This is a genomic window from Demequina flava (assembly GCF_000975035.1).
GTDB lineage: Bacteria > Actinomycetota > Actinomycetes > Actinomycetales > Demequinaceae > Demequina > Demequina flava.
This window is the reverse complement of sequence record NZ_BBRA01000001.1, coordinates 887,184-908,687: the sequence shown is the minus strand read 5'-3', so window position 1 is coordinate 908,687 and position 21,504 is coordinate 887,184. Positions and strand designations below refer to the sequence as shown.

General features: G+C 62.6%; 21 protein-coding genes and 1 pseudogene. 12 read left to right on the top strand and 10 right to left on the bottom strand.

Annotated elements, in window-relative coordinates; genetic code table 11:
* Positions 1-140 precede the first annotated feature (140 nt).
* From AOP74_RS04295 to AOP74_RS04285, 4 genes are all read left to right on the top strand, one after another.
* Positions 141-380 carry a helix-turn-helix domain-containing protein gene (locus AOP74_RS04295; protein WP_061961118.1) on the top strand — a complete coding sequence of 80 codons (240 nt, stop codon included), beginning with the start codon at positions 141-143 and terminating at the stop codon, positions 378-380.
* Positions 381-449: 69 nt separating this feature from the next.
* Complete coding sequence (locus tag AOP74_RS12025; protein ID WP_005504750.1) at positions 450-548, top strand: 30S ribosomal protein bS22; 99 nt, start codon at positions 450-452, stop codon at positions 546-548.
* A gap of 363 nt (positions 549-911) precedes the next feature.
* Positions 912-1,406, top strand: coding sequence for a helix-turn-helix domain-containing protein (locus AOP74_RS04290; protein ID WP_061961116.1), 495 nt, complete (start codon positions 912-914; stop codon positions 1,404-1,406).
* Positions 1,407-1,498: 92 nt separating this feature from the next.
* The gene (locus AOP74_RS04285; RefSeq protein WP_061961114.1) at positions 1,499-2,635 is read left to right on the top strand and encodes a MarR family transcriptional regulator; all 1,137 of its coding nucleotides are present in this window, start codon (positions 1,499-1,501) and stop codon (positions 2,633-2,635) included.
* Here the strand turns inward: AOP74_RS04285 and AOP74_RS04280 are convergent.
* The 3 genes from AOP74_RS04280 to AOP74_RS04270 form a co-directional block, all read right to left on the bottom strand.
* Complete coding sequence (locus tag AOP74_RS04280) at positions 2,626-3,429, bottom strand: hypothetical protein (protein ID WP_061961112.1); 804 nt, start codon at positions 3,427-3,429, stop codon at positions 2,626-2,628. The genes AOP74_RS04285 and AOP74_RS04280 overlap by 10 nt on opposite strands.
* An 8-nt stretch (positions 3,430-3,437) precedes the next feature.
* The gene (locus tag AOP74_RS04275; protein WP_152649161.1) at positions 3,438-4,175 is read right to left on the bottom strand and encodes a hypothetical protein; all 738 of its coding nucleotides are present in this window, start codon (positions 4,173-4,175) and stop codon (positions 3,438-3,440) included.
* Between the two features lie 70 nt (positions 4,176-4,245).
* A complete protein-coding gene (locus AOP74_RS04270; protein ID WP_061961108.1) occupies positions 4,246-5,052 on the bottom strand; it encodes a hypothetical protein in 807 nt (268 codons plus the stop codon).
* 437 nt (positions 5,053-5,489) lie between these two features.
* On the opposite strand from AOP74_RS04270, the gene AOP74_RS04265 reads away from it, so the two are divergent.
* From AOP74_RS04265 to AOP74_RS04255, 3 genes are all read left to right on the top strand, one after another.
* On the top strand, positions 5,490-5,675 hold the full coding sequence (locus tag AOP74_RS04265) for a helix-turn-helix transcriptional regulator (RefSeq protein ID WP_061961107.1): 186 nt from the start codon (positions 5,490-5,492) through the stop codon (positions 5,673-5,675).
* Positions 5,676-6,216: 541 nt separating this feature from the next.
* The gene (locus AOP74_RS12125) at positions 6,217-6,870 is read left to right on the top strand and encodes a hypothetical protein (protein ID WP_152649160.1); all 654 of its coding nucleotides are present in this window, start codon (positions 6,217-6,219) and stop codon (positions 6,868-6,870) included.
* The gene (locus AOP74_RS04255; RefSeq protein WP_061961103.1) at positions 6,870-7,049 is read left to right on the top strand and encodes a hypothetical protein; all 180 of its coding nucleotides are present in this window, start codon (positions 6,870-6,872) and stop codon (positions 7,047-7,049) included. Before AOP74_RS12125 ends, AOP74_RS04255 begins: the two co-directional genes overlap by 1 nt.
* A 34-nt stretch (positions 7,050-7,083) precedes the next feature.
* On the opposite strand, the gene AOP74_RS04250 is transcribed toward AOP74_RS04255, so the two are convergent.
* The 6 genes from AOP74_RS04250 to cmtR form a co-directional block, all read right to left on the bottom strand.
* On the bottom strand, positions 7,084-7,722 hold the full coding sequence (locus AOP74_RS04250; protein ID WP_152649159.1) for a hypothetical protein: 639 nt from the start codon (positions 7,720-7,722) through the stop codon (positions 7,084-7,086).
* Positions 7,723-7,771: 49 nt separating this feature from the next.
* Positions 7,772-8,443: a DUF6308 family protein gene (locus tag AOP74_RS04245; protein ID WP_061961099.1), complete on the bottom strand. Its 672-nt coding sequence runs from the start codon at positions 8,441-8,443 to the stop codon at positions 7,772-7,774.
* A gap of 3 nt (positions 8,444-8,446) precedes the next feature.
* Positions 8,447-13,264, bottom strand: a complete 4,818-nt coding sequence (locus AOP74_RS04240) for a DEAD/DEAH box helicase (protein ID WP_061961097.1) — start codon at positions 13,262-13,264, stop codon at positions 8,447-8,449.
* Between the two features lie 323 nt (positions 13,265-13,587).
* Positions 13,588-14,184, bottom strand: coding sequence for a recombinase family protein (locus tag AOP74_RS04235; protein WP_061961095.1), 597 nt, complete (start codon positions 14,182-14,184; stop codon positions 13,588-13,590).
* 213 nt (positions 14,185-14,397) lie between these two features.
* Entirely contained in the window at positions 14,398-15,000 is a 603-nt protein-coding gene (locus AOP74_RS04230) for a cadmium resistance transporter (protein WP_061961093.1), read from the bottom strand.
* Positions 14,997-15,356, bottom strand: a complete 360-nt coding sequence (gene cmtR, locus AOP74_RS04225) for a Cd(II)/Pb(II)-sensing metalloregulatory transcriptional regulator CmtR (protein ID WP_061961091.1) — start codon at positions 15,354-15,356, stop codon at positions 14,997-14,999. The genes AOP74_RS04230 and cmtR overlap by 4 nt, the downstream gene beginning before the upstream one ends.
* Positions 15,357-15,549: 193 nt before the next feature.
* Between cmtR and AOP74_RS04220 the strand changes: the two genes are divergently transcribed.
* The 4 genes and pseudogenes from AOP74_RS04220 to AOP74_RS04210 all read left to right on the top strand — a co-directional run bounded on the left by AOP74_RS04220 (position 15,550) and on the right by AOP74_RS04210 (position 18,339).
* The gene (locus tag AOP74_RS04220) at positions 15,550-16,146 is read left to right on the top strand and encodes a recombinase family protein (RefSeq protein ID WP_010534181.1); all 597 of its coding nucleotides are present in this window, start codon (positions 15,550-15,552) and stop codon (positions 16,144-16,146) included.
* A gap of 7 nt (positions 16,147-16,153) precedes the next feature.
* A complete protein-coding gene (locus AOP74_RS04215; protein ID WP_236683714.1) occupies positions 16,154-16,765 on the top strand; it encodes a helix-turn-helix domain-containing protein in 612 nt (203 codons plus the stop codon).
* Between the two features lie 164 nt (positions 16,766-16,929).
* Positions 16,930-17,154, top strand: a pseudogene (locus tag AOP74_RS12415) (hypothetical protein); the annotation flags it as partial.
* 60 nt (positions 17,155-17,214) lie between these two features.
* Positions 17,215-18,339, top strand: coding sequence for a variant leucine-rich repeat-containing protein (locus tag AOP74_RS04210; RefSeq protein WP_061961089.1), 1,125 nt, complete (start codon positions 17,215-17,217; stop codon positions 18,337-18,339).
* 673 nt (positions 18,340-19,012) lie between these two features.
* On the opposite strand, the gene AOP74_RS04205 is transcribed toward AOP74_RS04210, so the two are convergent.
* Positions 19,013-19,900, bottom strand: a complete 888-nt coding sequence (locus AOP74_RS04205) for a hypothetical protein (protein WP_061961087.1) — start codon at positions 19,898-19,900, stop codon at positions 19,013-19,015.
* A gap of 605 nt (positions 19,901-20,505) precedes the next feature.
* Here AOP74_RS04205 and AOP74_RS12205 point away from each other — a divergent pair.
* Positions 20,506-21,504 (top strand): hypothetical protein (locus AOP74_RS12205; protein ID WP_236683713.1); only part of this gene is annotated, 999 nt, incomplete at its 3' end.

The window sequence follows — 21,504 nt, the reverse complement described above, 5'->3', positions numbered from 1 at the left end:
TCTAGGGACAGTGAAAGACCTGCCTTAGACATCATCGGCAGGTTTCACACTCTTCACAACTGTCACTTCTGCCTCTACAGTAAAGGGAGTGTTCGGCCGATAGACCTGCCGGATGGGCAATTCCGAGGGAGAATGACTTCATGGCAGACAACGGCGGTTCACGTACCACGTTCCTCACGGTAGCTGAGGTGGCGCAACTTCTGCGTGTGTCTCGCATGACCGTGTATCGCTGGATCCATGCCGGTGAGATCCCCGCAGTCCAGTTCGGACGCTCGTATCGCGTGCCCCGCACGGCAGTCGATCAGTTCATGGAAGAGGCCGGCTTCCAGGGTGGTTTTGGGGCCGAGGACGAGGGTCGCCGCTCAGGCACGGTAGGATAGATCCTTGTCTGTCGCGTCCAGCGCGTACTGGACGTTCGAAAGCACCCTGATCGATTCGAGGTAGGTTCCATGGGATCCGTCATCAAGAAGCGCCGCAAGCGTATGTCGAAGAAGAAGCACCGCAAGCTTCTTCGTAAGACGCGCCACCAGCGCCGCAACAAGAAGTAATACCAGGGGTTTTATCCCCAGCCGCTGAAGCGGGTCGTAGGGTGCGTGCAATTGGCATGCAATCCAGCGGCCCGCTTCAGTGCGTCTGGACCTGCAATATTGCCACATGAGGCTCAGATCGCGCCGCGCGAACGCGCAGGCCCCGCGGCACGCTCGAAGACATGATTCGAGAGGGTTTGGTGTCGAGTTGGTGGGCCGCGCACCTCAATAGCGTGGGCGTGCGGGCGCGCAATGGACGCCTCGGGCGACCGGCACAACGTGCAAACTCGCGATAGAAGGTTGTTGCCGCCTGCGATTTGGGGTGCGTGGATACTGTGCCCGCGTCGGCCGCAACTCCGCGGCTGCATGCTACTTGGAGAGCACATGAGTCACGCGGCCACCAACGTTCAACGCACACACGCACTAGCTCCCGGCGAGGAGCCAAGGGTCCCTCCATCGCCCCAGCAGTCCGAGACCATCCCGGCTCTTTCTTCACCCGCATCGAAGGGCAGCGGCAAGTCGACAGCGACGCGCGCCCGGAATCGCGGCTCGATCTCACAGGCGTCGAGCGCGGACCCTGAGGTTGCTGTGATCGTGCGGACGATGAGTGGAGAGATCACCCGTGTTGAGGCCGCCCGTCAGTTGGGGGTCGCGACTGAAACTGTCCGACGCCGCATCGTCGCCTTCATTGAGGGCGGAGTGGTTGCGCTTCAGCGCACCCGCGGCAACAAGCGATCTACGCGCCCCTGTCGTGACTCGATTGCTCACACGGTGGGGGAGCTCGTCCTACAGGCCGAACACGGCCGCTCAGAGGCTCTCGGCCACTGTGACGCTCCTGCGCTTCACGTGTTGGGCGCTCGCGCGCTCGAGACGGACTGAAGCGCAGTGCTGAGCGCTCCGCACGATGCCGCCGGTCCGTTTGATGTCGGTGGTGTGGGGCATGGTCGGTGTATGAGGCGAGGGAGTGTGGCATGGGGACGTTGTTGACGGCGGCGCCGAGTCCGGTTGATGGTGACTGGTCGGGGGTAAGCGTGCTCGTGCCGCAACTTCCGTCGCAGGTGCGTTGGTCCCAGCGCTCAGGGGCAACACTCACTGCGCTGGAGAAGGCTTCGCGGGCGCTGGGGCGTCTCGAGGGTGCCTACCGCGATGTGGCCGGCTCGAACGCGGGGATCTTTGCCTCGTTGAGTATCGAAGCTCAAGCTTCGATGGCGATGTCGGGGGAGCCAGCACGACATGCTGCGGTTCGGGATGCCTTCGTCCGCGAGGGAGAGCTCGATCCAGATGGGGGCCGTGCGGTGCGCACGGCGGCTTTGATGCGTAGTTACGCCGGGCTCGTGCCTGGCTATGGTGTGCCTGGATGGTCGGCGTCTTCGCACTATGCGTCGATCTTGCGCGGGTGGCCGTCGCCTCTGGATTTTGAGCCGTCCGTGGTGCCAGATCGTTTCACCGACGAGTGGCCTCGGGATACCGCGGCATGGCGCGAATCCAGCACCGAACCCGCGTTGGTACAGGCTGCGCTTGCGATGATGTCGATTGCCGCGGTCGTGCCCGGTGGTGTTGATGTGGGGATCGTCGCTAGACAGATTTTCATGCGGGTCCTTGAGGATTCCCGTGGCGTGGACTGGTGGTCCGCACCACCGATCTCGTGGGGTTTTTTGCGTCACCCTGAGTCGTGGGATGTTGTCTCGTCGGCGCTGGCGGTCGAGGGGGAGCCGGACCCGGCCGCGGTCGATGACGCTCTGCGATTGATCTTTGTCGCGACTGGACACGCTGCCATCACGACTGCGTATTTTGTGGAGTCTGCGGGACGGACCGCTTTCCAAGAGGCCGGAGGGCGGTGGAAGGGGGACTACACGCGTGCTCAGCGCCGGATCCTCGATGCCTGCGTTGGTCTGCCCGGTGTCAACGCGGTGCAGGCCGCACGGTTTGGGGGCCTCACACCGAGGGGCGTACGCCGCTGCCTAAAAGCTCTTGTGGATGGTGGGGCGCTTCAACAGCGCCGCACGCGCTCGGGCACTGACTATTGGGTGTGCCGACGTGGCCCGAAGTTTTGGCCTGAAGCCGTGTATTGGTATTCGCTGCCGGGTGAGCCCGAAACTTACGAGTAGGACTCGGCTGCCACACGTGCGGCCAGTGTCATGAAGCGCGTGCCGTCACCGCGCACTCGCAGATCTTCGAGAGCACGCTCGTAGAAACCCACAAGGTGGGTTTGCGGGGGATACAGGCCATGAGAGTCGCCGGGATCGCAAGCGCGTGCCGAGGCCAGTGTCCATGGCGGCCGGGGTAGGCCGTGCGCGACGATGATGGAGTGGGCCCATGTGCGAGCCACGACGTCATCGACACCGCCAGCGATGGCACGTGCCGCAAACCCGAAGGCGCGCTCATAGACGCATTCAATCGACGCATCAGGGGTGGTGCGGCATGCCATGGCGGGCACGCCACCGGTGCTGTGATGCGCGACTGTCATGACAATGCCGGCCCGGTGGACCGCACGGATCCACTCTGCGCGCCGCTGCACCACGTCATACGGGTCCAGGGCAGTGTTGCGCCCTTCAAGGATCTCGAAACCGGGGCCTTGGACCGCAAAAGCCAGTGCCGTCGGGTCAAGCCTTAGGTCGGCGTCGATGTGTGCGTGTCCGGGGGCATGCCACCAGGTGCGGACTTGCAGGTCGGGTGCCCACAGGTCACGCACGACCTCGTCGACAAGAAAGCGAGCGGGGGCGATGCCGCTGCGGCCGAGGTGTCGTCTGACTGTACGAACGTCGTAACGCACCGTGGGCAACGGCGTTGATGGAAGCACCTGGCGGGGGTCAAACCATGCCGGCAAAACCTGTGACGAACCGGGGCTCGCTGTTGTCGTCGCAGAGCGGTCAGTAGCGGCAGGAACTGTCGTGGTGATCATGGTTGCTCCTAGTTACGGCACACCGCGAGAGCGAGCATCAGCTCTGCCGGCATTGGAGTGGGGAAAGGATCGCGCTCATCGTCGGAGACTTGGCAGACGGTGTACAGGTGCTCGTGTGCGTCGACGTTGTCGATCGCGACGCCCAGCGGCTCTAGCCATGCCGCCCACAGTTCCTCGCGTGTGGTGCGGCGGCCATCAAGAAAGTAATGCGAGACCCACTCATTGCTGAAGGCCGGTCCGTCGCGGCGCGTGAGTTTGCCGTGTTGCCAGTACTCGTCAAAGCCATTCCAGTGGGCTGCCGGACCACCCTCGCGGTGCAAAACGCCGTGCTCATCTGTGTATGCCCAGTCGTCACCCCGCACGACAGAGGGCCTATCTGTTCGGCGACGCACCAATCCGTTCGTTGCCCACACCTGAAGGTCGTCAGACTCGATTGCGGGTAGGTCCCGCTCATCGCGGTGCAGGCGCCCGTGTGGGTCCAGCCAGCGAGTGTGTACCCGGTCCGGCGCCCCTTTGCGGAACCACGACCCGCGGTGAAAGCGGTCACCAGTAAACGGGACAGCCTCTGCTTGTGCAGTGTCGGGCGTGTAGGAGCATCGCTTGCACGCTGTAGCTTCGGCGTCATCGGCGTGGAATCCCGCCGCAGTGCAGCCAAAGTAGTCGTAGATCGGATCACTGGTCAGAGGAGTCAGGAACCGATCGGCGTCCGTTTGCGGCTCCCACGCAGTCCTCACTGTGCGTCTCATCGTTCTCCTCACTCGGCTCCCAGGTGTTGTGTATCGCGACCCAACGGCATCCGATACGCACTGGGTCGGTTTAGTTCGGGTACAGGCGCGCCATGACGGCAAGAGCGTCCGGATCGACAGTCTCGTGTTTGTGGTCGATGGCTCCTGCGGCCTCGAGCGCATCCCACAGATCGGCGTTGTCGGGGCTGATGTGGCCGCGCGGCGAGTCGGCACAGTGATGCCGCAACACCGGCCAATGCGCGCCTGCCCTGCGTCCGTCGAAAAAGTACTCCCCGTGCCCTAGGGCCGGATCCTTCGAACTGCGAAACGCGGTACGCGCGGGTCCGTCCGTGCGGTGAAGTCGCCCCTGCACCCAATACTCGTCGGGCCCCTCGTCATAGCCGCCGTAGGGCTGCGGGTATTGAACTGCAGGCCCGCCGTCACGGTGAAGCCGTCCATCGACCCAGAACTCCTGAGCGCCATCGGCCCACGTCATCGCCGGTCCGTCCTCGCGTGTCAGCACACCATCGGTGTACCAAGCCTCGACAAGCTGCCCGTGAGCGGTTGCCGGCATCGACCAGGACCTGGGACGCAAGCGCCTGACGGCCCGCATATCGTCACCCGCGTTCGCGGCACCGTTGTCGTTGGGTGTCGCGTACGCGATCCGGCTCGGCATCGGCGCCACCAAGGCTGGTGCCCCGTCACGATGAAGTACCCCATGCCGGTGCCACTCCTGAAGCCCGTCGTCGTGAACCACCGCCGGGAGATCGCTGTCGCGATGAAGGAAGCCGTCCTCATCGCACCAGAACGTCACCTCGAGCGACCCTTGATACCAGCTGCTGTCGTCGAGCCGCTCGCACCCTGGCATCCGTCGCCACAACTCGACAAACTCCTGCATCGTGATCCCCTCCCAGGCCCTTGTGGGGAACCTACCGGCCCGGTCTGACAGCCATGGGGGCCGCTGAAAGTTCTCTCACGCCAGCTACAGGTGGAATCGACAGGTTTTGTGCGGGAGTTGGGTCAACTCTGCCCACTGTGCCGGGGTGCGCCCCTCCCATAGGGATGGTCTGTTTCGCGCCCAGCACGACAGTGCTGGCGTCTCATCCAGGCGTCCCGCATACCACCGCCATGGGTCCTATATATGGCGCCGACGCCAGGCCGCGACGACCGGACCGACGCCCGCTCTTCGAATGGCAAGACTGGATGAGTGCTAGGGACAGTCGTAGATTTCTGAAAGTTCTCGGGGCAAACGGCTAACAACCGTGAGACTGCAGTCGATGGGGAAGGCAGAGCGCCGCACCCGCGGTCCTCACGCCGACCCGCCAGGGAGAAGTCGTGTCTGACCTGATGACCATCGACGAACTCGCGACACTGCTGCGCACAAGCCCGTCAACGATCTACCACCTGCGCGCCGAAGGGCGCGGCCCGCGTGCCATCAAGCTTTCGAGAAGGCTGCTGTTCCTTCGCAGCGATGTCACCGCTTGGCTTGACGCTCACACAGAGCCCCAGCGCATCGAGTAGCGCCACGTACCGCCGCTAGAAACCCGTAGCGGCCAGCCTCACACCTTGTTTCACCCCGCCTGTCCGGGCGGGTACTCACGCCTGCCCGCACGCCCTAGAGAGGACCCCAATGTCAACCGAGCCCATGAAAGCCGTCAACCGCGCACGCGCGTCCCGCCGCCGCCTGCGCGCCCGATCCACTCTCGATCTAGGTACCACATCACTTTTCTCCCCTTTCTCAACAGAGCCGATCGCCGCCGACGACCCCGACAGCCCTTCGGACGAAACAGGTCCTCGCGCTGCTCTGTTGACCCGACTGTTCACGATGACCCAGGCGATTGGTCAACTCGCACCACACGCTGCCAAGAACTGTGGGATCACACCACGCCCTGGTCAGCGCGTGGGCTTCTTGCGACGTGCAGGACGAGTGATCTTGACTGGTGTGGCCGAATGCCGCCGCCACCGGTTCTGTCCCCGATGTGCACGAGCCAAGCTCCGCGAACAACGCTCAGACATCACCGAGCTCTTGCGCGGTGCTCACGCAACCGGGGGAGACGCGATCATGGTGTCGCTATCGGTGAAGTTCTCCGCGAGTTCCCTGATGGAACGCTGGGACACTCTGGCGGCGATGCTCACAGCGCTATCGAAGAGCAAGCGGGCCGCCACGGCACGCAAGCGCGTCGGCAAGGCCGGCCAAGTGAAGTTCCTCCACCTCGTCCACGGACGCAGCGGCTGGCACGCCCATCTTCACCTGCTCTACGTCCTAGACCGTAGTGTCGCCCGGACGGAAGTCGACGAACTCGCACGGGTTGAGGAATCCGTCTGGCAAGAAATCGCTGACAAGCACAACTGCAAGGCCGTCCCGATGGCGCAGGTCCACCGACTCGTTGAACGCGCCCAAGACGACCGCGAGCGCGTGGCCCGGTATTTCACCAAAGCACTCGAAGAGATCGAGCTCGGCACGACAGTAGACGAGGAGATTCTGCGTTGCAGAGCAGACCACGACGGAAGCCGGTCAGGCTGGCAACTGATCGAGGACTACGCACTACGAGAGGACCCCTCGGCCGCCAAACCCCTCCAGGAGTGGCTCAGGGTCATGATTCACACCAAGCGCCAATCCACCCACATCCCACGCGCCCTCATCGAGAAGCTGAGACGCGCGACCGATGCTCGCGGCAACGACAGATGCACCGGAGAAGCGGAGGGAAGCCGTTGATGAGCTCACGTCAGCCATTGGCCGAGGACCTGTACTTCACGCACTTCGAGGACGACATCGCCCGGCGGCCCGAGGTCCAGGCGCTCCTGGAGCAGCTGCTCTTAGATGCACACGACCAACGCGAGGCTAGGGCTATTTGCGACGGCCTCGGCGTGCGTGTGGCAGTGCAGGCACTGTGAGTCGAGGCGCTTGTGCTTTCCTGGCGCAGTCGCGTTATTGGTGGCTCGGGCCGTACCAAAGCCACATGTCAACGCGGTCGTCGTCGGTGCGCTTGCTCGCGTGTTCTGTTCGCGGGCGGATCTCGCGCTCGACACCGCGGAGCACGGAGCCCCACTCGTCTTCGTGGTCGTCGGCCGAGAAGTGTCCCCAGGCGGTAGCAAGTGACTGCTCTGCTTCGTCTTGTAGTGCACACGCGGCCTGTGTGCGCGCCAGGGTGAGATAGGCGTTCACCAGGCCGGACGTGACCGGTGATTCGAGATAGTCGGGCGCGACCGATCGGGCGTAGGCCTGGAACTCGAGTTGCGACGTGACTGCCCGTTCGGCGCAGTCGAGCGCACGGCCCAGGTCTGGATCCCAAGGTCCAGAACTGAATGCGTTGGTCTGTGCGTCGTTGATCAAGATCATCACCAGATGGTGCACGCGCGGGGGTGTGGCACCGAAGTTCTCGATGACCTCCTCGAGCAGCGCTTCAGCCTCGTCAAACGGGATGTTCGGTCCATCGGTCGCGAGCTTGTCGAGGCCAGCGGCGTTGAGTGCTCGCACCAGCGGCAAGACCATATTCTCGGGGTCGCTTCGGTATGCGACACGAAGGCTTCCCAGCCACTCCGGATACTGCCAAGTCTCTAACGCCATACTCGGACGTTATCTCCGGCATCTGACACGGCCAACGCCGGGAAACCACTCAGGCCCGGCGGTGTGACTTCCCAGCCGCATGCCACGCCACTATGTCAAGGAGACGGAGGTGCGAAAGTTGAGCCTTCCCAGCCACCGCAGCCGCCAAGCGCTCTAGCTGAGACGGCTGCTCGCGCACATCACTCGCCACCCGGGCGTTGAACACCGCCATTGAACGAGCCCACGAGCGGGATGTGTCCTTAGGGATCACGTCGTCGCGGAAGTAACACTTGTTGACTTTTTCATCGTGCAACGCAAAGAGAGCGGGGCGCTTACGGTGCAGGACCTTCGACAATGTTGTGCGGCGCACTCCGCGGTCCTGGAACCGCGGTTCGTCGAGAGGGCTGTACACAGCGGCCACAAGGTCCTCAACATGCTGCGAGTCCATGCGGCATGCGTCTGCATCTCGAGGGATGCCCGCGAGTGCTTTCTCAAGGGATGGGCGCATGTCTTGAAGTACGTAGTAGGCGCGTAACTTGACTGGCACGTTGAGAAGTCCCGGAGCAAGCAAATCCGCGTCCGAGAGCTTGAACGGATCGGCATCACGCTCAAACAAGTCGTACGCGGGATACGAGAACGGCGACGCACTGGTGCGGGCACTCGGGTCCGTGTACCGGCTTACCCAGTGTTCGGCGACCTCGATGTCGACGACTGCGCCTCCAGCTCGAATCACGTCATCCACGCTCTAGCCGTCCACGATCTCTAGGTCGGGCAACGAGTCGACAACCTTCATCGTCTCAACTGACACAGTCGTGACCTTCGCAATGAGGTCGAGGATGTAGCGAGGGTTGCCGACTTCGCGGGACCAGTCGTTGGGGTCGTTGACGATGCCGGATGCCTTGTCGGTTTTGACTTGGTAGCGGTCGATGATCCAGTCCAACCCTGAGCGCGAGCCGAGCATGTAGCGCTGAGCTTCCGCTGGGATGCCTGACACCGTGATTGCTGGTGAGTAGTGGATAACCGTCTTGTCTTGCGTCTTCCCCTGCTTGCCGTACTTCATCTTTTGCACTCGCAGCGCTTCGTAGAGCCCGTCTCCTTCGAGTCCCTCTGGCAGACCTTCGATGACTAGCGGGTAGGGGTCGACGTCCTCGTAGCGGATGTGCAAGTCCAGCAGCTGCTCGCCCGCGTCACGGAAGGCAGGGAACTGTGTAGCGCCGATGCGCGGGATGCGTGGCAACGAACGCTTCAGGTCCGCTGCGAAGCGGGTCCGGTAGTCGGGGGAGTGCAGGAAGCCGTAGATGAAGGCGAAGATGTCGTCCTTCGTGACGTCATCGCCGTACCAGTGACGGTATTGCTTGAGCGTGGCGTCAGTGATGTTGTCGATGCGGCGGTAGCCGTCGATGACGTCGTCAGACAGTTCGAGCGTGTCGTCCTCGACTGGCTCGTAGGTGTAGCGAGCGAAGAACTGGCCTGTATACGTGAAATAGGACAAGTCGGGCAACGAGTCGACAGCGAGCGCCCCAAAGTTCACTCCGGTTCGTGGCGCCATGACCATGAACCCGTAGTTGGGGTGGTCGGGGGTGGGGAACGTCGACGGCATCCGGTAGACCATGTCGTTGAGTTCCGGCTGGAACTGGACGGCCTGCTTGGTGAATGGACGGTATGCGCTGACGAAGGTGCGCGCCGGGTCGTGCTGGTACTTGCGTCCGCGGGCGACGTTGGCTTTGTCGGCACGGTTCCAGCTGATTTTCTTGGTGTCGTAGTCGATGAAGTCGTCGACGGTCTTCTTGGCGTCGCTGCCGGGGTTCGCGGCTAGGTGCGTAGCGAAGTCGTCGACTTGTGAGTTGTAGAAGTCGACCATGCGTGTGACGTTGGCTTCGAGCGCGGTGGCGGAGTAGTTGTAGACCCAGGCGTCGCGGTTGGTCTTGAGCCCACCTGAGTATGTACGAAAGACCCCGTCACGCTCTCCGCCGATGGGTTGCCAGGTTTCGAATTGGTCGGAGCGTTGGTTGATCCAGTCTCCGGCGTCGTTGGGTTCAATCGATTCCCACTCAAGAGCGTCGATGTGTGCGTCGTTGATGATGGTGAGTTTGTCTTCGCGGGTGAGGTAGTCGCCGATGTCTTGGTAGTGGACGACGGCGCGGTCGCGCGAGCTAGTGGGGTTCTTGACCAGGAAGGTGACGGCGACTGTCGTGCGGGCTCCACCACCGAACACGTTGCCGCGTTCCTTCTGGCGCTGTTCGCCTGCGGTGCGTGCATTGCCGCGGAGGTTGTAGATGTAGATGTCGGTGAATTCGTCGGCGAGGGTTTTGCGTAGGCCGTCGGTGGTGTTGGCGTCGATGAAGCCGCCGTTGGTGACGAATCCAATGAGGCCGGCGTCCCCGATGCGGTTGGCGGACCATCGGATGGCACGGATGTAGGAGTCGTAGAGGCTGTTCTTGTTGGTCGCGGTTGATTTCGCGGCGAACGTGGTCTCGATGGACGTGTCCAGGTGCGGGTACTTGACGTTGGCGTTGTTGTCGTTGCCGCTGGTTTGCCCGACGGAGTAGGGAGGGTTTCCGAGAATCACGCGGATGTCGAGGGCTCGTTGGGCTTCGACGCGTGCGTTGTTGTTGGTGAAGACGATCAGATCGTCGATGTCGTCCTTCTCGGTCATTTGGAACGTGTCGGTGAGCACGATGCCATCGAACGCCTTGTACGGAGCCTGAACACCGGCATCGGCCATCTGCTGTTGGAAGGTCGTTTCGATATTGATGGCGGCGATGTAGTACGCCAACAGCATGATCTCGTTGGCATGGAGCTCGGATGCATACTTGCGTGCCAGGTCATGCGGTTCGATCAGTCCGGAGGCAATGAGGCGGGTGATGAAGGTGCCGGTGCCGGTGAACGGGTCCAGGACATGGACGCCTTCATCCGTGAGTCCCTTGCCGAAGTGTTCACGGCTCAGGTGGTCCACCGAGCGGATGATGAAGTCGACAATCTCGGTGGGGGTGTAAACGATGCCGAGGGCGTCGGCTGCGCGGGGGAAGGCGAGTTTGAAGAACCGTTCGTACAGTTCGGTGATGATGCGCTGCTTGCCTTCAGCGTTGTCGATCCCTGCCGCGCGCAGGCGCACGGACTCGTAGAACTTCTCCAGCGGCTCGGTCTCGGCCTCGAGATTCGCCCCTTCAAGGGTCTCGAGCATGGTCTGCATGACCTTGGACACCGCGTTGTGTTCAGCGAACGCGTAGTCGGAGAACAGTGCGTCGAACACGGGTTTGGTGATCATGTGCTGCGAGAGCATGTCGACGGCGTCGTCGCGGCTGATCGACTCGTTCAGGTTCGCCTTCAAAGCCGTGTGGAACGCTTCAAACTCGTCCGCGGCGTGCCCGGACTCGAGGATCGCGATCAGGCGCGTGCGGTGATTCTCGGCGATCTCGGCAACGTCTTTGGCCCAGTCTTCCCAGTAGCGACGGGTGCCGACCTTTTGCACGATGCGGGCGTAGATCGCGTCACGCCACTCCTCGAGTGCAGTCAGGTCGAAAGCGAGCTGAGTCTCGGTGGGCTTGTCCGACGGCGTCGAGTCGTCGTTGTCGCTGTCGTCGTCTTTGCCACCGCCGATACCGATGACGTTGATGCGCTTGTCACGGGTCTTGTTGAGCTCGATCTTGTTGACCATCGCGTTGAAGCGCTCATCATGCGCACGCAAGGCCTGCAGGACATCCCACACGACGCGGTAGCGGTCGTTGTCGCGCAGTGCTTCTTCGGGGCTCATCCCGGCGGGGATGCCGATAGGCAGGATGATGTAGCCATACTTCTTGCCCGGTGCACGTCGCATGACACGCCCCACCGACTGGACGACGTCGACGACGGACTTGCGGGGGTTGAGGAACATGACCGCATCCAGCGCGGGAACGTCGACACCTTCGGACAGGCATTTGGCGTTGGTGAGGATCCGGCACGCGTCGGCACCGGGGTCGGTCTTGAGCCAGTCCAGTTCCTCATTGCGGGTGAGGATGTTCATCGTGCCGTCAACGTGATGCACCGACGCATCCAACGGTGCGCGTTCGTCGTTCTCACCAATGCCTTGGTTGCGCACGTAGTCACCGATGACTTCATCAAACATGGCTGCGAACTGCTTGGATGCCTTGATGTCGCGGGAGAACGCGACCGCACGCGTCATCGGTTCAGGGTCGACAGAGAAGTCGTGCTCAGCCTGACCAATCTTCGCCAACCCATTCCAACACCCGACGATGCGGGCAACATCGTCGAGTTTGAGTTCAGAGTTGGCCTCCATCGTGCCTTGGAACGTGCGCGACACTGAGCCCTCATCGACGGCAAGCACCAGCACCTTGTAGTCGGTCAGCAGGTTCAGTGAGACTGCTTCACCGAAGCCGAGGCGATGAAACTCCGGTCCATACAGTTCTTCGTCGTCCATGGAGGCGATGACGGCGTTGGACTGTCCGGCCTTGGCCTTGGAGTTGTCGTCGTAAATCCTTGGGGTGGCCGTCATATAGAGGCGCTTGGCGGCCTTGATGAACGAGTCATCGTGGACCTTCACGAACGCCGACTCATCGGTGTTCGCCAACGTCGCACCCGTGGTGCGGTGAGCCTCATCACAGATGATCATGTCGAACGCAGGAAGGCCCGCATCCTTTTGAGCCTTCGCTACGACATCGATGGACTGATACGTCGAGAACACCACCGTGATCCGGCTCTGCGCCACATCAGGATTGGCCACTTCCGCGGCAAGCTTGACCGGATCGGTCGTGGCCGGAATCGACAGGTCAACGACAGAGATTTCAGGGGAGTCGTCGTTGCGACCAACTTTGGTGTCTGAACACACAGCGAACGTGCGCAGCGAATGCTCAGCCTCGATCGACCACTCACGCAAAGTCTGCGACAACAGCGCGATCGAGGGGACCAGGAACAACACCGTCCCACCCAGCGGCACCTGTTCCTCGACAATCTTGAGAGACGTGAACGTCTTGCCGGTGCCACACGCCATGATCAACTTGCCGCGATCGTGTGTCTCGAACCCGGCACGCACCTTATCCAGAGCCTCACGCTGATGGGCACGCAGCTGCTTGCGTTCCTTCAGTTCCAAGATCTCCGGGGTGGAGATATCGAACTGCTCCCAGTCAATCGAGGACTCCACCAGGTCGTGCAGACCGATACGGTGCACAGGCTTGGACTGCCCCTTAATCGCAGCCTCAGCATTGGGACCCCACCGCAGCGCCGTCGACACCACCAGACGCTCAGCAAACGGATCCTTACCGCTGTCGGACAGAAAGGAGTCAATGTGCTGCTTCTGCAGCAGAGTCTCGGGGTCATAAAACTTGCACTGGACCGCGACCAGATCACCAGACTCGCGATAGCGGGCTACCAGATCGATACCGGTGTCACGCTTGCCGTCGCGGCCAGGCCACTCCATCCACTCCCACACCGCATCAAAACGCGCAGACCACTCCACATCATTGAGGAGAAACGCCTTAATCAACCGCTCAAACTTGCTGCCCTGCTCGGCAGTCGACTGCGACTCAAACAGAAACTTATCCAGAAGATCTTCAACCGTAGAAGCCATGCCCCGTAGTCTGCCGTATGTGGCGGGACTTCTGCCGTGTGCCTCACCGCGCGCGGCGGCCCCACTAGATACGGTGAAGCGCATGGCAGGGAAACGAAACAAGAATGCCGCGAAAGCGTCGGCCGCGCCTGACTGGGCCAGAGAGATCGAGCGTGCACAGCGAGACATGCAACGGAACAAAGGCAGGGTTGAAGCCGGTGAGAGCTTCGCAGCCCGAGCTAAGCGCGGACCTCAGGGATCGCCATCGTCATACCGTCCCAACGGTCGCATGAGTTAGTCCGGCGCCTCGCCCGCGAGCGCGTGTCGGACCAGGCCGCCCTGAATCATTGGGGGCTGCCTCCCGTGCGGGCGTACGGACCTTCGCCTCTCAGCGCGGAGTAGACCGTCTGCCGCGAAACTCCGAGATCTCGCGCGACGCGCGCCACTGGCACGCCATCACGGTCGATTTTGTCGCGTGCTGTTGCCACCTGTTCTGCGGTGAGCTTCGGTTGGCGCTGATAGACGCCGCGAGCCTTCGCAAGCGCGATGCCTTCCATCTGACGTTCGCGGATCGTCGCCCGCTCAAGCTGCGCCACGGCGGCCAGAATCGTCAGCATGAACTCCCCCTGGTCGGAGGTAGTGCTCAGGCCCGGACTATCCGTGAATTCAACTTCAACTCCCTCGGACCTGAGGGACTTGATCAAAGCCAAAAGATCCGTTGTGGATCTCGCCAACCTGTCCGGCGATTTCACGCGCACAGTGTCGCCATCGCGCACGTAGGCGAGCATTGCGTTCAACTCTGCCCTGTCAGTGCTACTTCCACTTGCCTTGTCCACGAACAGCCGATCGACCTTTCCAAGCGCGGCGACCTGCCTAGCTTCATTCTGATCGACCGTACTCACACGGCAATATCCGACTACTTGGCCAAACCGTCCAGTCATCTCAAGACCTCCCAACAGATTTGTACAAGGAGGGTCTGACAGACCCTCGTTTACGTTGGAGGCTGTGACTTCGTTCGCTTGGTGGCGGGATCTTTGCAGCGCTCCGTGGCGGCCTGGTCGCCGCGATCACACCGGACTGGCTGCGGGCAGGTGTCGCGATCTGAACCGAGAGGGGTGTGCCCGGTCGGGGCCGTTTGGGTCGCTGCCGCTACGTCAGAGTCCGAAGGCTCCGCCGCTGACGAGGATCACGACACCGAGGCCGATGAGAACGATGGGGAAGAGGATGTGCTCCCAGCGTTCGAGCACTTCGGCGATCGGTTGGCGGGTGGCGACGAACTTTGCCAGGACTACCAGGGCCGCGACGAGGGCGAGGAAGACGATGCAGTAGGCGGCCACTGCGAGAGGTTCCACGCTGAGGAAGACAGGGGTGTAGACCCCGATGTTGTCGCCGCCGTTGGCAAGGGTGACGCCGGCGACTGTCCACACGCCGACCTTTTTGCCGGCAACCTTGGCCTCGTCGTCATCGTCGTCATCGTCTCCGCGCCAGGCCTGCCATGCGGCCCATAGGCCAAGGCCCAGAGGGATGAGACCGAAGTATGGGATCGCTTCCGAGGGCAGGAACGCTCCGGCGCCGATGGTCACCAGGACCGCGGCACCGAGGATGCCGGCGAACCCGAGGTACTGCCCGGCCAGAATACGGGCGGTGGTGCCGCGCTGGCCGGCCCCTCGAGCGAAGAAGAGGGAGAGCACGATGATGTCGTCGATGTTGGTCGCTACGAACAGGCCCATCGCCTGCAAGACCGAGGTGAGGATCATGCGCCCTCCCCAGTTGCGTCGCATCCGGGAAGCGAGCAGGCGGGATCGATGCACGGGGCGTCTTCGTCCACTGCCAGGGTGGCATCGACCAGCGCCGTCAGCGCCTGCGCCAGGTGCGAATCGGCGATCTCATACCGTGTCCGGCGACCCTCGGGCTCGGAGACGACGATCCCGCAATCGCGCAGGCATGCCAGGTGGTTGGACACGTTCGGGCGTGTCAGGTCCAGATCTCGGGCCAGTTCCGCCGGGTAAGCGGGATGGTCGAGCAGGGTCAGGATGATCCGGGATCGAGTGGGGTCGGCCAGTGCGCGACCCAGGCGGTTCATCACGTCGAGACGCGAAGCAATAGTCAGCATGGACTGAACTATACAGCAGGCACTGAACACTCTCGCGCAGGCGCCAGGCCAGACCGCATGCCCGCAAGGGGATCCCTCACCGGACACCACCGTTACTCATCGAGAGGCACGACGGCACGCCTGGCGGCCTGTCCCGTAAGACCCGTCCGGTGAACTGTCCGGTGAAGGGAGGCTATGTGACACACTGGGGAGCATGTCCCCCTTGAAGGTCGGCTATGCCCGAGTCTCCACAGACGAGCAGGACCTAACCGCGCAGCGTGACGGACTCGCGGCGTTCGGCGTCGATCCCAAGCGCATCTACGTCGATCACGGGCTCACGGGCCGCAACGCCGACCGTGAGGGCCTGCGGCAGGCGCTGGCTGCCTGTCGGGACGGCGATACGTTCGTGGTCACCAAGCTCGATCGGCTGGCGCGTTCGGTCCGTGATGCCCACCAGATCGCCGACGACCTCGCGGCGCGGGAAGTGAAGCTGAGCATCGCCGGATCGGTGTATGACCCGACCGACCCGATGGGGAAACTGTTGTTCAACGTGCTGGCAATGGTCGCCGAGTTCGAAGCAGACCTCATCCGTGCCCGCACCCGCGAGGGGATGAAGGTCGCCAAGGCCAAGGGCCGGCTGCGCGGGAAGTCACCGAAGCTCACCCCCCGGCAAGAAGCTCACCTCGTCCAGCTACATGCCGCCGACGAGCACACCGTGGGCGAGCTGGCAGAGCTGTTCAGCGTGGGCCGCTCCACGGTCTACCGCGCCCTTCAGCGCGCCGAGCGCGGGCGCGAGAACGCCTTGCAGTAGGTGCATCGTGGACGCTCGAGCGCGGTGGCGAATCCTCAGGCTCCACGTCGAGGACCAGGTGCCCCTCGCGCGCTTAGCTCGCGAGACCGAAGTTGGGCTACGGACCCTGGAGCGCTGGCACGCCCGCTACCGCGCTGACGGCTACGCCGGACTGGAGACAGCCTCACGGGCGGACACCGGGACCCGCCGCCTTCCGCCCGACCTCGTCGACCTGATCGAGGGCCTGGCACTGAGCAAGCCGCGGCCGGCCATCGCTACGATCCATCGCAAAGTCACCGGCATCTGCGCCACCCGGAGATGGCCGGTCCCCTCCTACTCGGTGGTGTGGGACATCGTGCGGACCCTGGATCCCGGCATGGTCACCCTCGCCCTGGAGGGTGCAGCGTCCTACCGCGACAAGCACGAGCTGGTGCTCCGCCGGCAAGCAGAGCTACCCAACGCGATGTGGCAATCCGATCACACGCTCTGTTACACGTCAAACGTGGCGAGGCACATCACGGCCTCACGGGGGTTCACGCACGCTCATCGGCGGTGTGAGTCCGGGGGGGCACGAGCAACTGGTCGCGGTGCTGTGCCCGTCCGGAAGGCGGGCACGCTACCCAACCTGCGGACTCCTTGACTAGTGGGGAGTTGCGGTATGCCAATCCCGTTCTCGCAAGTCTTCGCAGTCGTGCGGTCAGACGTCGCTTGGATAGGGGACGACGGCTAGAGTGGCAGGGTTGAGGCAGTCCTGGCTCAAGCCGGTTGGGGCAACCTTCATGGCTCTTCGAGAGCCACCAGTCTGTGAGGGGCATTGTGTGCGCGGATGCGTTTGACGAGAGTTTCGTCGGCGACGGGCAGCCCGAAGGGGCTACTTCCACGAACCCGAGTGGTCGGCTATTGCTCGCCTGTGACGCCGCAGCATCGACTTATTTACTCGCGGAGTTGGCTGGGGACCATGATCCGGCTGTTCGCGCTTACGTAGCCCGTAATCCTTCGACGCCGTATGGGGCCCTCCGCACACTTGTTCATGATTCGAATCGCCAGGTACGGCGCGGTTTGGCGGTGCGGGCGCTTTGTCCGGAAGAGGTGCTTGCCGAACTGGCTGAGGACGCAGATGTTGGCGTCCGGTACATCGTCGCACGCAACGAGGCGAGTCCAGCTTCTGTGCTCAGGCGGTTGGGCCAGGACAGCGACACCAGCGTCGCGCGTCGGGTTGCTGAGAATCCACAAGCCCCGGTGGACGTTCTGGAGAACTTGGCGGACTCACACGACATCGACACGCGTTGGAGAGTCGCCACCCATCCTTCGAGTCCCGCCGACCTATTAGAACGGCTAGTGGGCAAGGGCGTTGATCAAGCGGTTGCGGCAAATCCCCATACGCCGATCAAGGTACTCGAGAAGTTTGCGTTGCCAAACCTCGGTTGGCTTGACCCCGGCGAGCTGGAGCAGGGTTCGGTGGCAAGTAATCCCTCAGCACCGCCGGTGCTCTTGGAGAGGCTTGCCCACAGCCGTTCCGATCTCGTCCGGAGCGAAGTCGCATCCAACCTGAGTACCCCGCAAGAGACACTCGAGCAGCTTGCGGTTGACGACGCGGATGAAGTGCGCGCGGGAGTCGCGGCGAACCCAGCATGTAGTCAAGAGCTCATCGAGTACCTCTCGCTCGACGACGAGTGGCACGTACGGGCGAAAGTAGCTGGCAACCCCACCGCCAGTGAGGACATAGTCGAAGCGCTGGCAGCAGATGCCCATGAGTTAGTCCGCTCCGCAGTGGCGGGCTGCCCGCATGTGCTCGTGACGGTGATTGAACGACTCTCGGCGGATCCATCTCGTTTCGTTAGGCAAGACGCCGCGTGGAACCCTGCACTGCCCGCCCCAACGCTTCACCGGCTCGCATTCGACGCGGACGCGACTGTAAGGACAGCGGTCGGTGCCAACTCGTCGGCATCCATCGCAACCTTGGAGGTGCTCGCCCGCGACGCGAGTTCCGCAGTGCGACACGACATCGCCTGGCATCTCCGCGCTCCTGCGAGTTTGCTGGCCGGCTTGGCGAATGACCCAGAACCCATTGTCCGTGCCGCTGTTGCACAAAACGAGTCAACGCCAGTCGACGTGCTCGAGCAACTTACCCGTGACGCTGATTTCAAGGTCCGCGAAGCCGTGCAAGCTAACAGGATGTCTCCCGCGTACATGCGCTTCGGCACATCTTTGTGACTCAACCTTGCGGCCGATCTTGGGGCGCGTCGTTCGTGAGGTCCGAGTGGGTGCTCGCGTGGTGTGCTCGTCGCCGTACTGGGCGTGAGCGCTGGGGGTGCTTGGGGCGGATGGCCCCGGGCGACGACGCCACTCGCGACTCCATCCACACGGCATCGGGAACGGTTCTGCTGGACCGATAGGGGACAGCGGCTAGACAAGCGGCAGTTGCCACGTTGGTGGTCATGATTGTCTCTTACGGGGGCCTATTGGGGTCGATCGGTATCGCAAGAATTGATCTCAGAGCGAGAAGGCCGGCTCTTGTCCGCAGTACTCGAGGGGCATCTCGGCTAATAATGCACAGGGGCGTAGGAACTAGCCACGTTCGATTGTTGCTTGGTGCCAAACTCTTGCCCGGGCCAGATGTCCCGTCAAGAGCGCGTCTCATCCCAGGCGGTGACAGACTACGGCGGAATCCAACGATGCGGCGTACCGGGAAATCGCCGTCAGAACTGCCTGGCGTCTCTCGTTCGTGACCTACTAACTGTGCAGACAAGTGCCCCTGGCTGCACTTGACTTCGCTTGGTGTCATGACCGGCTCCTGTTTCCACGGCGCTGACCACGCCTGGCCTACGAGGGCCCCGCGCCGGTCCCGTTTCGCGGGCGCCGGCGCGGGGCCTTGTCTCAGGTTCCATTAACCGGCGCGGCGACGCTCCCCCTCGAGTGACCGGAACGCTACCCCCGCTTCATAGGCGGCCTCGAAGAACGCTTCGTCCGCCGCTGCGCTCTCGAGGATCGCGGTTAGGTCCTCGGGAGACATGGCGATGCCGTGGTCGCCAACAGAGACGCCGTACTCGTAGTCGTGCGCCAACCTCGCGAAGTTGCCCACCGCGCCATCGTCGCCCACCTGCTCGAGCATCCATTCGTGGAAGTCGCTGGTGCGCTTGTCCGGTGCAGATTCGTCCCACTGCGTTGGTGTCGTGCCCTCGGCGTTGTAGGCGTCAAGCGCGGCCTGAAGGTGCTCCCAGCCTGGGGGGCGGTGGTGCGAGTCCACCAATGCGTGCGGGTTCTGCTGGAGGCGACGGAGATAGCCAACCTCGTGCTCGTCGACGCCGATCAGCACGTTCAGGCTCTCGGGATCTTCACGTTTGAGCTTGAGTCCCAGGACTGCGGCGGCCCAAATCGTCTCTCCGTTGGAGATGTATGAGTGCTCGCCTCCGAGGAAGTCCTCGGCCCGGTGCTTCATGCCGTAGCTGCCGACGTTTGTGATCTCGACGGGACGGAACATCCGCTGCACCTCGGCGGCCAGAACCACGTCAATGAAGCGTTCTGGCTGATCGGCGAACGAGTCAGAACGGTCGAGGCCCGACGGGCTGAGAGTCACGCCGGCGGCATGTCCCACCACAGGATGCTCATCGAGCACCGCGATCAGACTGCGCGCGCTGATCCTCGGACCGAGAACCCCCTGCGCGAGCGGGTGTCGCATGAGGCGCAGAGCTTGGGTGTAGTTGATGCCTGTGTATTTTGCCCAGGCCCGGGCGTCCTGCTGAATCCCGCGATCGTCGCGGTTGTTGTCGTACATGTCAGTCTTCACTCTCCGGTCGCGCGTCCACGCCCGCGGGACCGTGGTGTCGACAGACGGGGGTCCTACAGGTACTGATTCCTGGATCGGCAGCCGTTGTCCTCGTTGTCCGACCCGCGTGGTGGGCAGACTCGGAGAGTGGCGCTCCAGGGCGCCTACCTACGTAGTGTGCCAGAAAGTCGACGTGGACTCATAGAAAATTTTGCGATCACGCGACGAGCCCACGGCCGCGGCCTGACGGTCACGGCCGTGGGCTTGGTGTTCTCGAGCTGTTCGCGCGAGAGGGCGGGCTAGCTCATCAGTTCCGTGAGTTCCACTGCGAACTGGGGCGCCATCTCGTCGAGTGTGGCGACGAGTTTGAGTCCACTCGTCGGCGGTTCGCTAGCACGTCTCGCGCGCGGCAGCTAGGGTTCTAATGCCGTCCCCGGGAAGTTGCTACGGGGGCGCGCTTGAAATGCTGCTTCGTCAGATGCGCCTCCCTGAGCGACAATTTGCCGCAGCTGCGACGTGCGTCGGGGAGTGCTTTCGTGTCTGACTCAGAGACTGGGAGTTCGAACTCCTCACGGCGGGTACGTGCGTCAAGGGACGGTGATCGCTTCCACTATGTGTGGGCCGCGACCCGCTTGCTAGGGATGTTGAGTCCCGCGACTGGGCTTCGAGGAATTGCGGTTGAAGGCGACGCAGCCAACCCTGGTGAGCCTGAGCCTGATGGATCCGAAGTCATCGATCTCGTTGAGTACTACGGTCATGAAGATGAGCCACCTTCAAAAGTGCTCATTAGGCAGTTCAAGCATTCGACGATGAATGCTGGCGACAACATCACGATCGCTGAAGCCGGAAGGATCCTTTCGAAATTCGCTCTGCTGGACGCCGTGGACGGCACACTCCGTTCTCGTTACGTTGGCGCCGAACTTGAGTTCTCAGTGCTGACTAACCGTCCCATCGCCAGCGACGTGATCGAGGCTGTGGAACTCATCGCCGCGGGAGACCAGCTGCCAAAAGGCTCACGTGCCGCAGACTTGCTCAGACGCATCGGTGGTCAGCGTGCCGCCGCCGTCGAACTTTGCAAGCGCACTGAGGTGCGCGGAGAGGTGGAAGGCCTCGCGGAGTTGCGGCCCAAACTCGACATTGTTGCGCGAAGTCTTGCGGTCGACGCCGATGTTCGAGTCGGCGCAAACTTGATCGAACTCGTCGCGGAACGGGCGAGCACTGAGAGAGATGGTGTGATCGTCGTTGCGGACGTACTGGCGGCGTTTGGCGCTCAGCATGAAGACCTTCATCCCGCCCCGAACATGCTAGAGAGCACTCCTTACTCACCTCGCGAGTCCTACCGCGACCTGGCGGACGCAATCATGGAGTCATCGGTGCCGATGGTAGTGACAGCTGAAGGTGGCGCTGGGAAGAGCACCTTTGCGCGGGCGGTTCCCGACCTGCTTGCGGACCGAGCCGAGGTGGTGGTTTTTGACTGTTTCGGCCAGGGGAATTACAGGCGGCCAACTGCTCCGCGCCACCGTCACAAAGAGGCTCTAGTACAGATCACAACTGAGCTTGCAGGCGCTCAGCTCTGCTTACCACTACTTCCAGCTCCGAATGTCGGCAATACC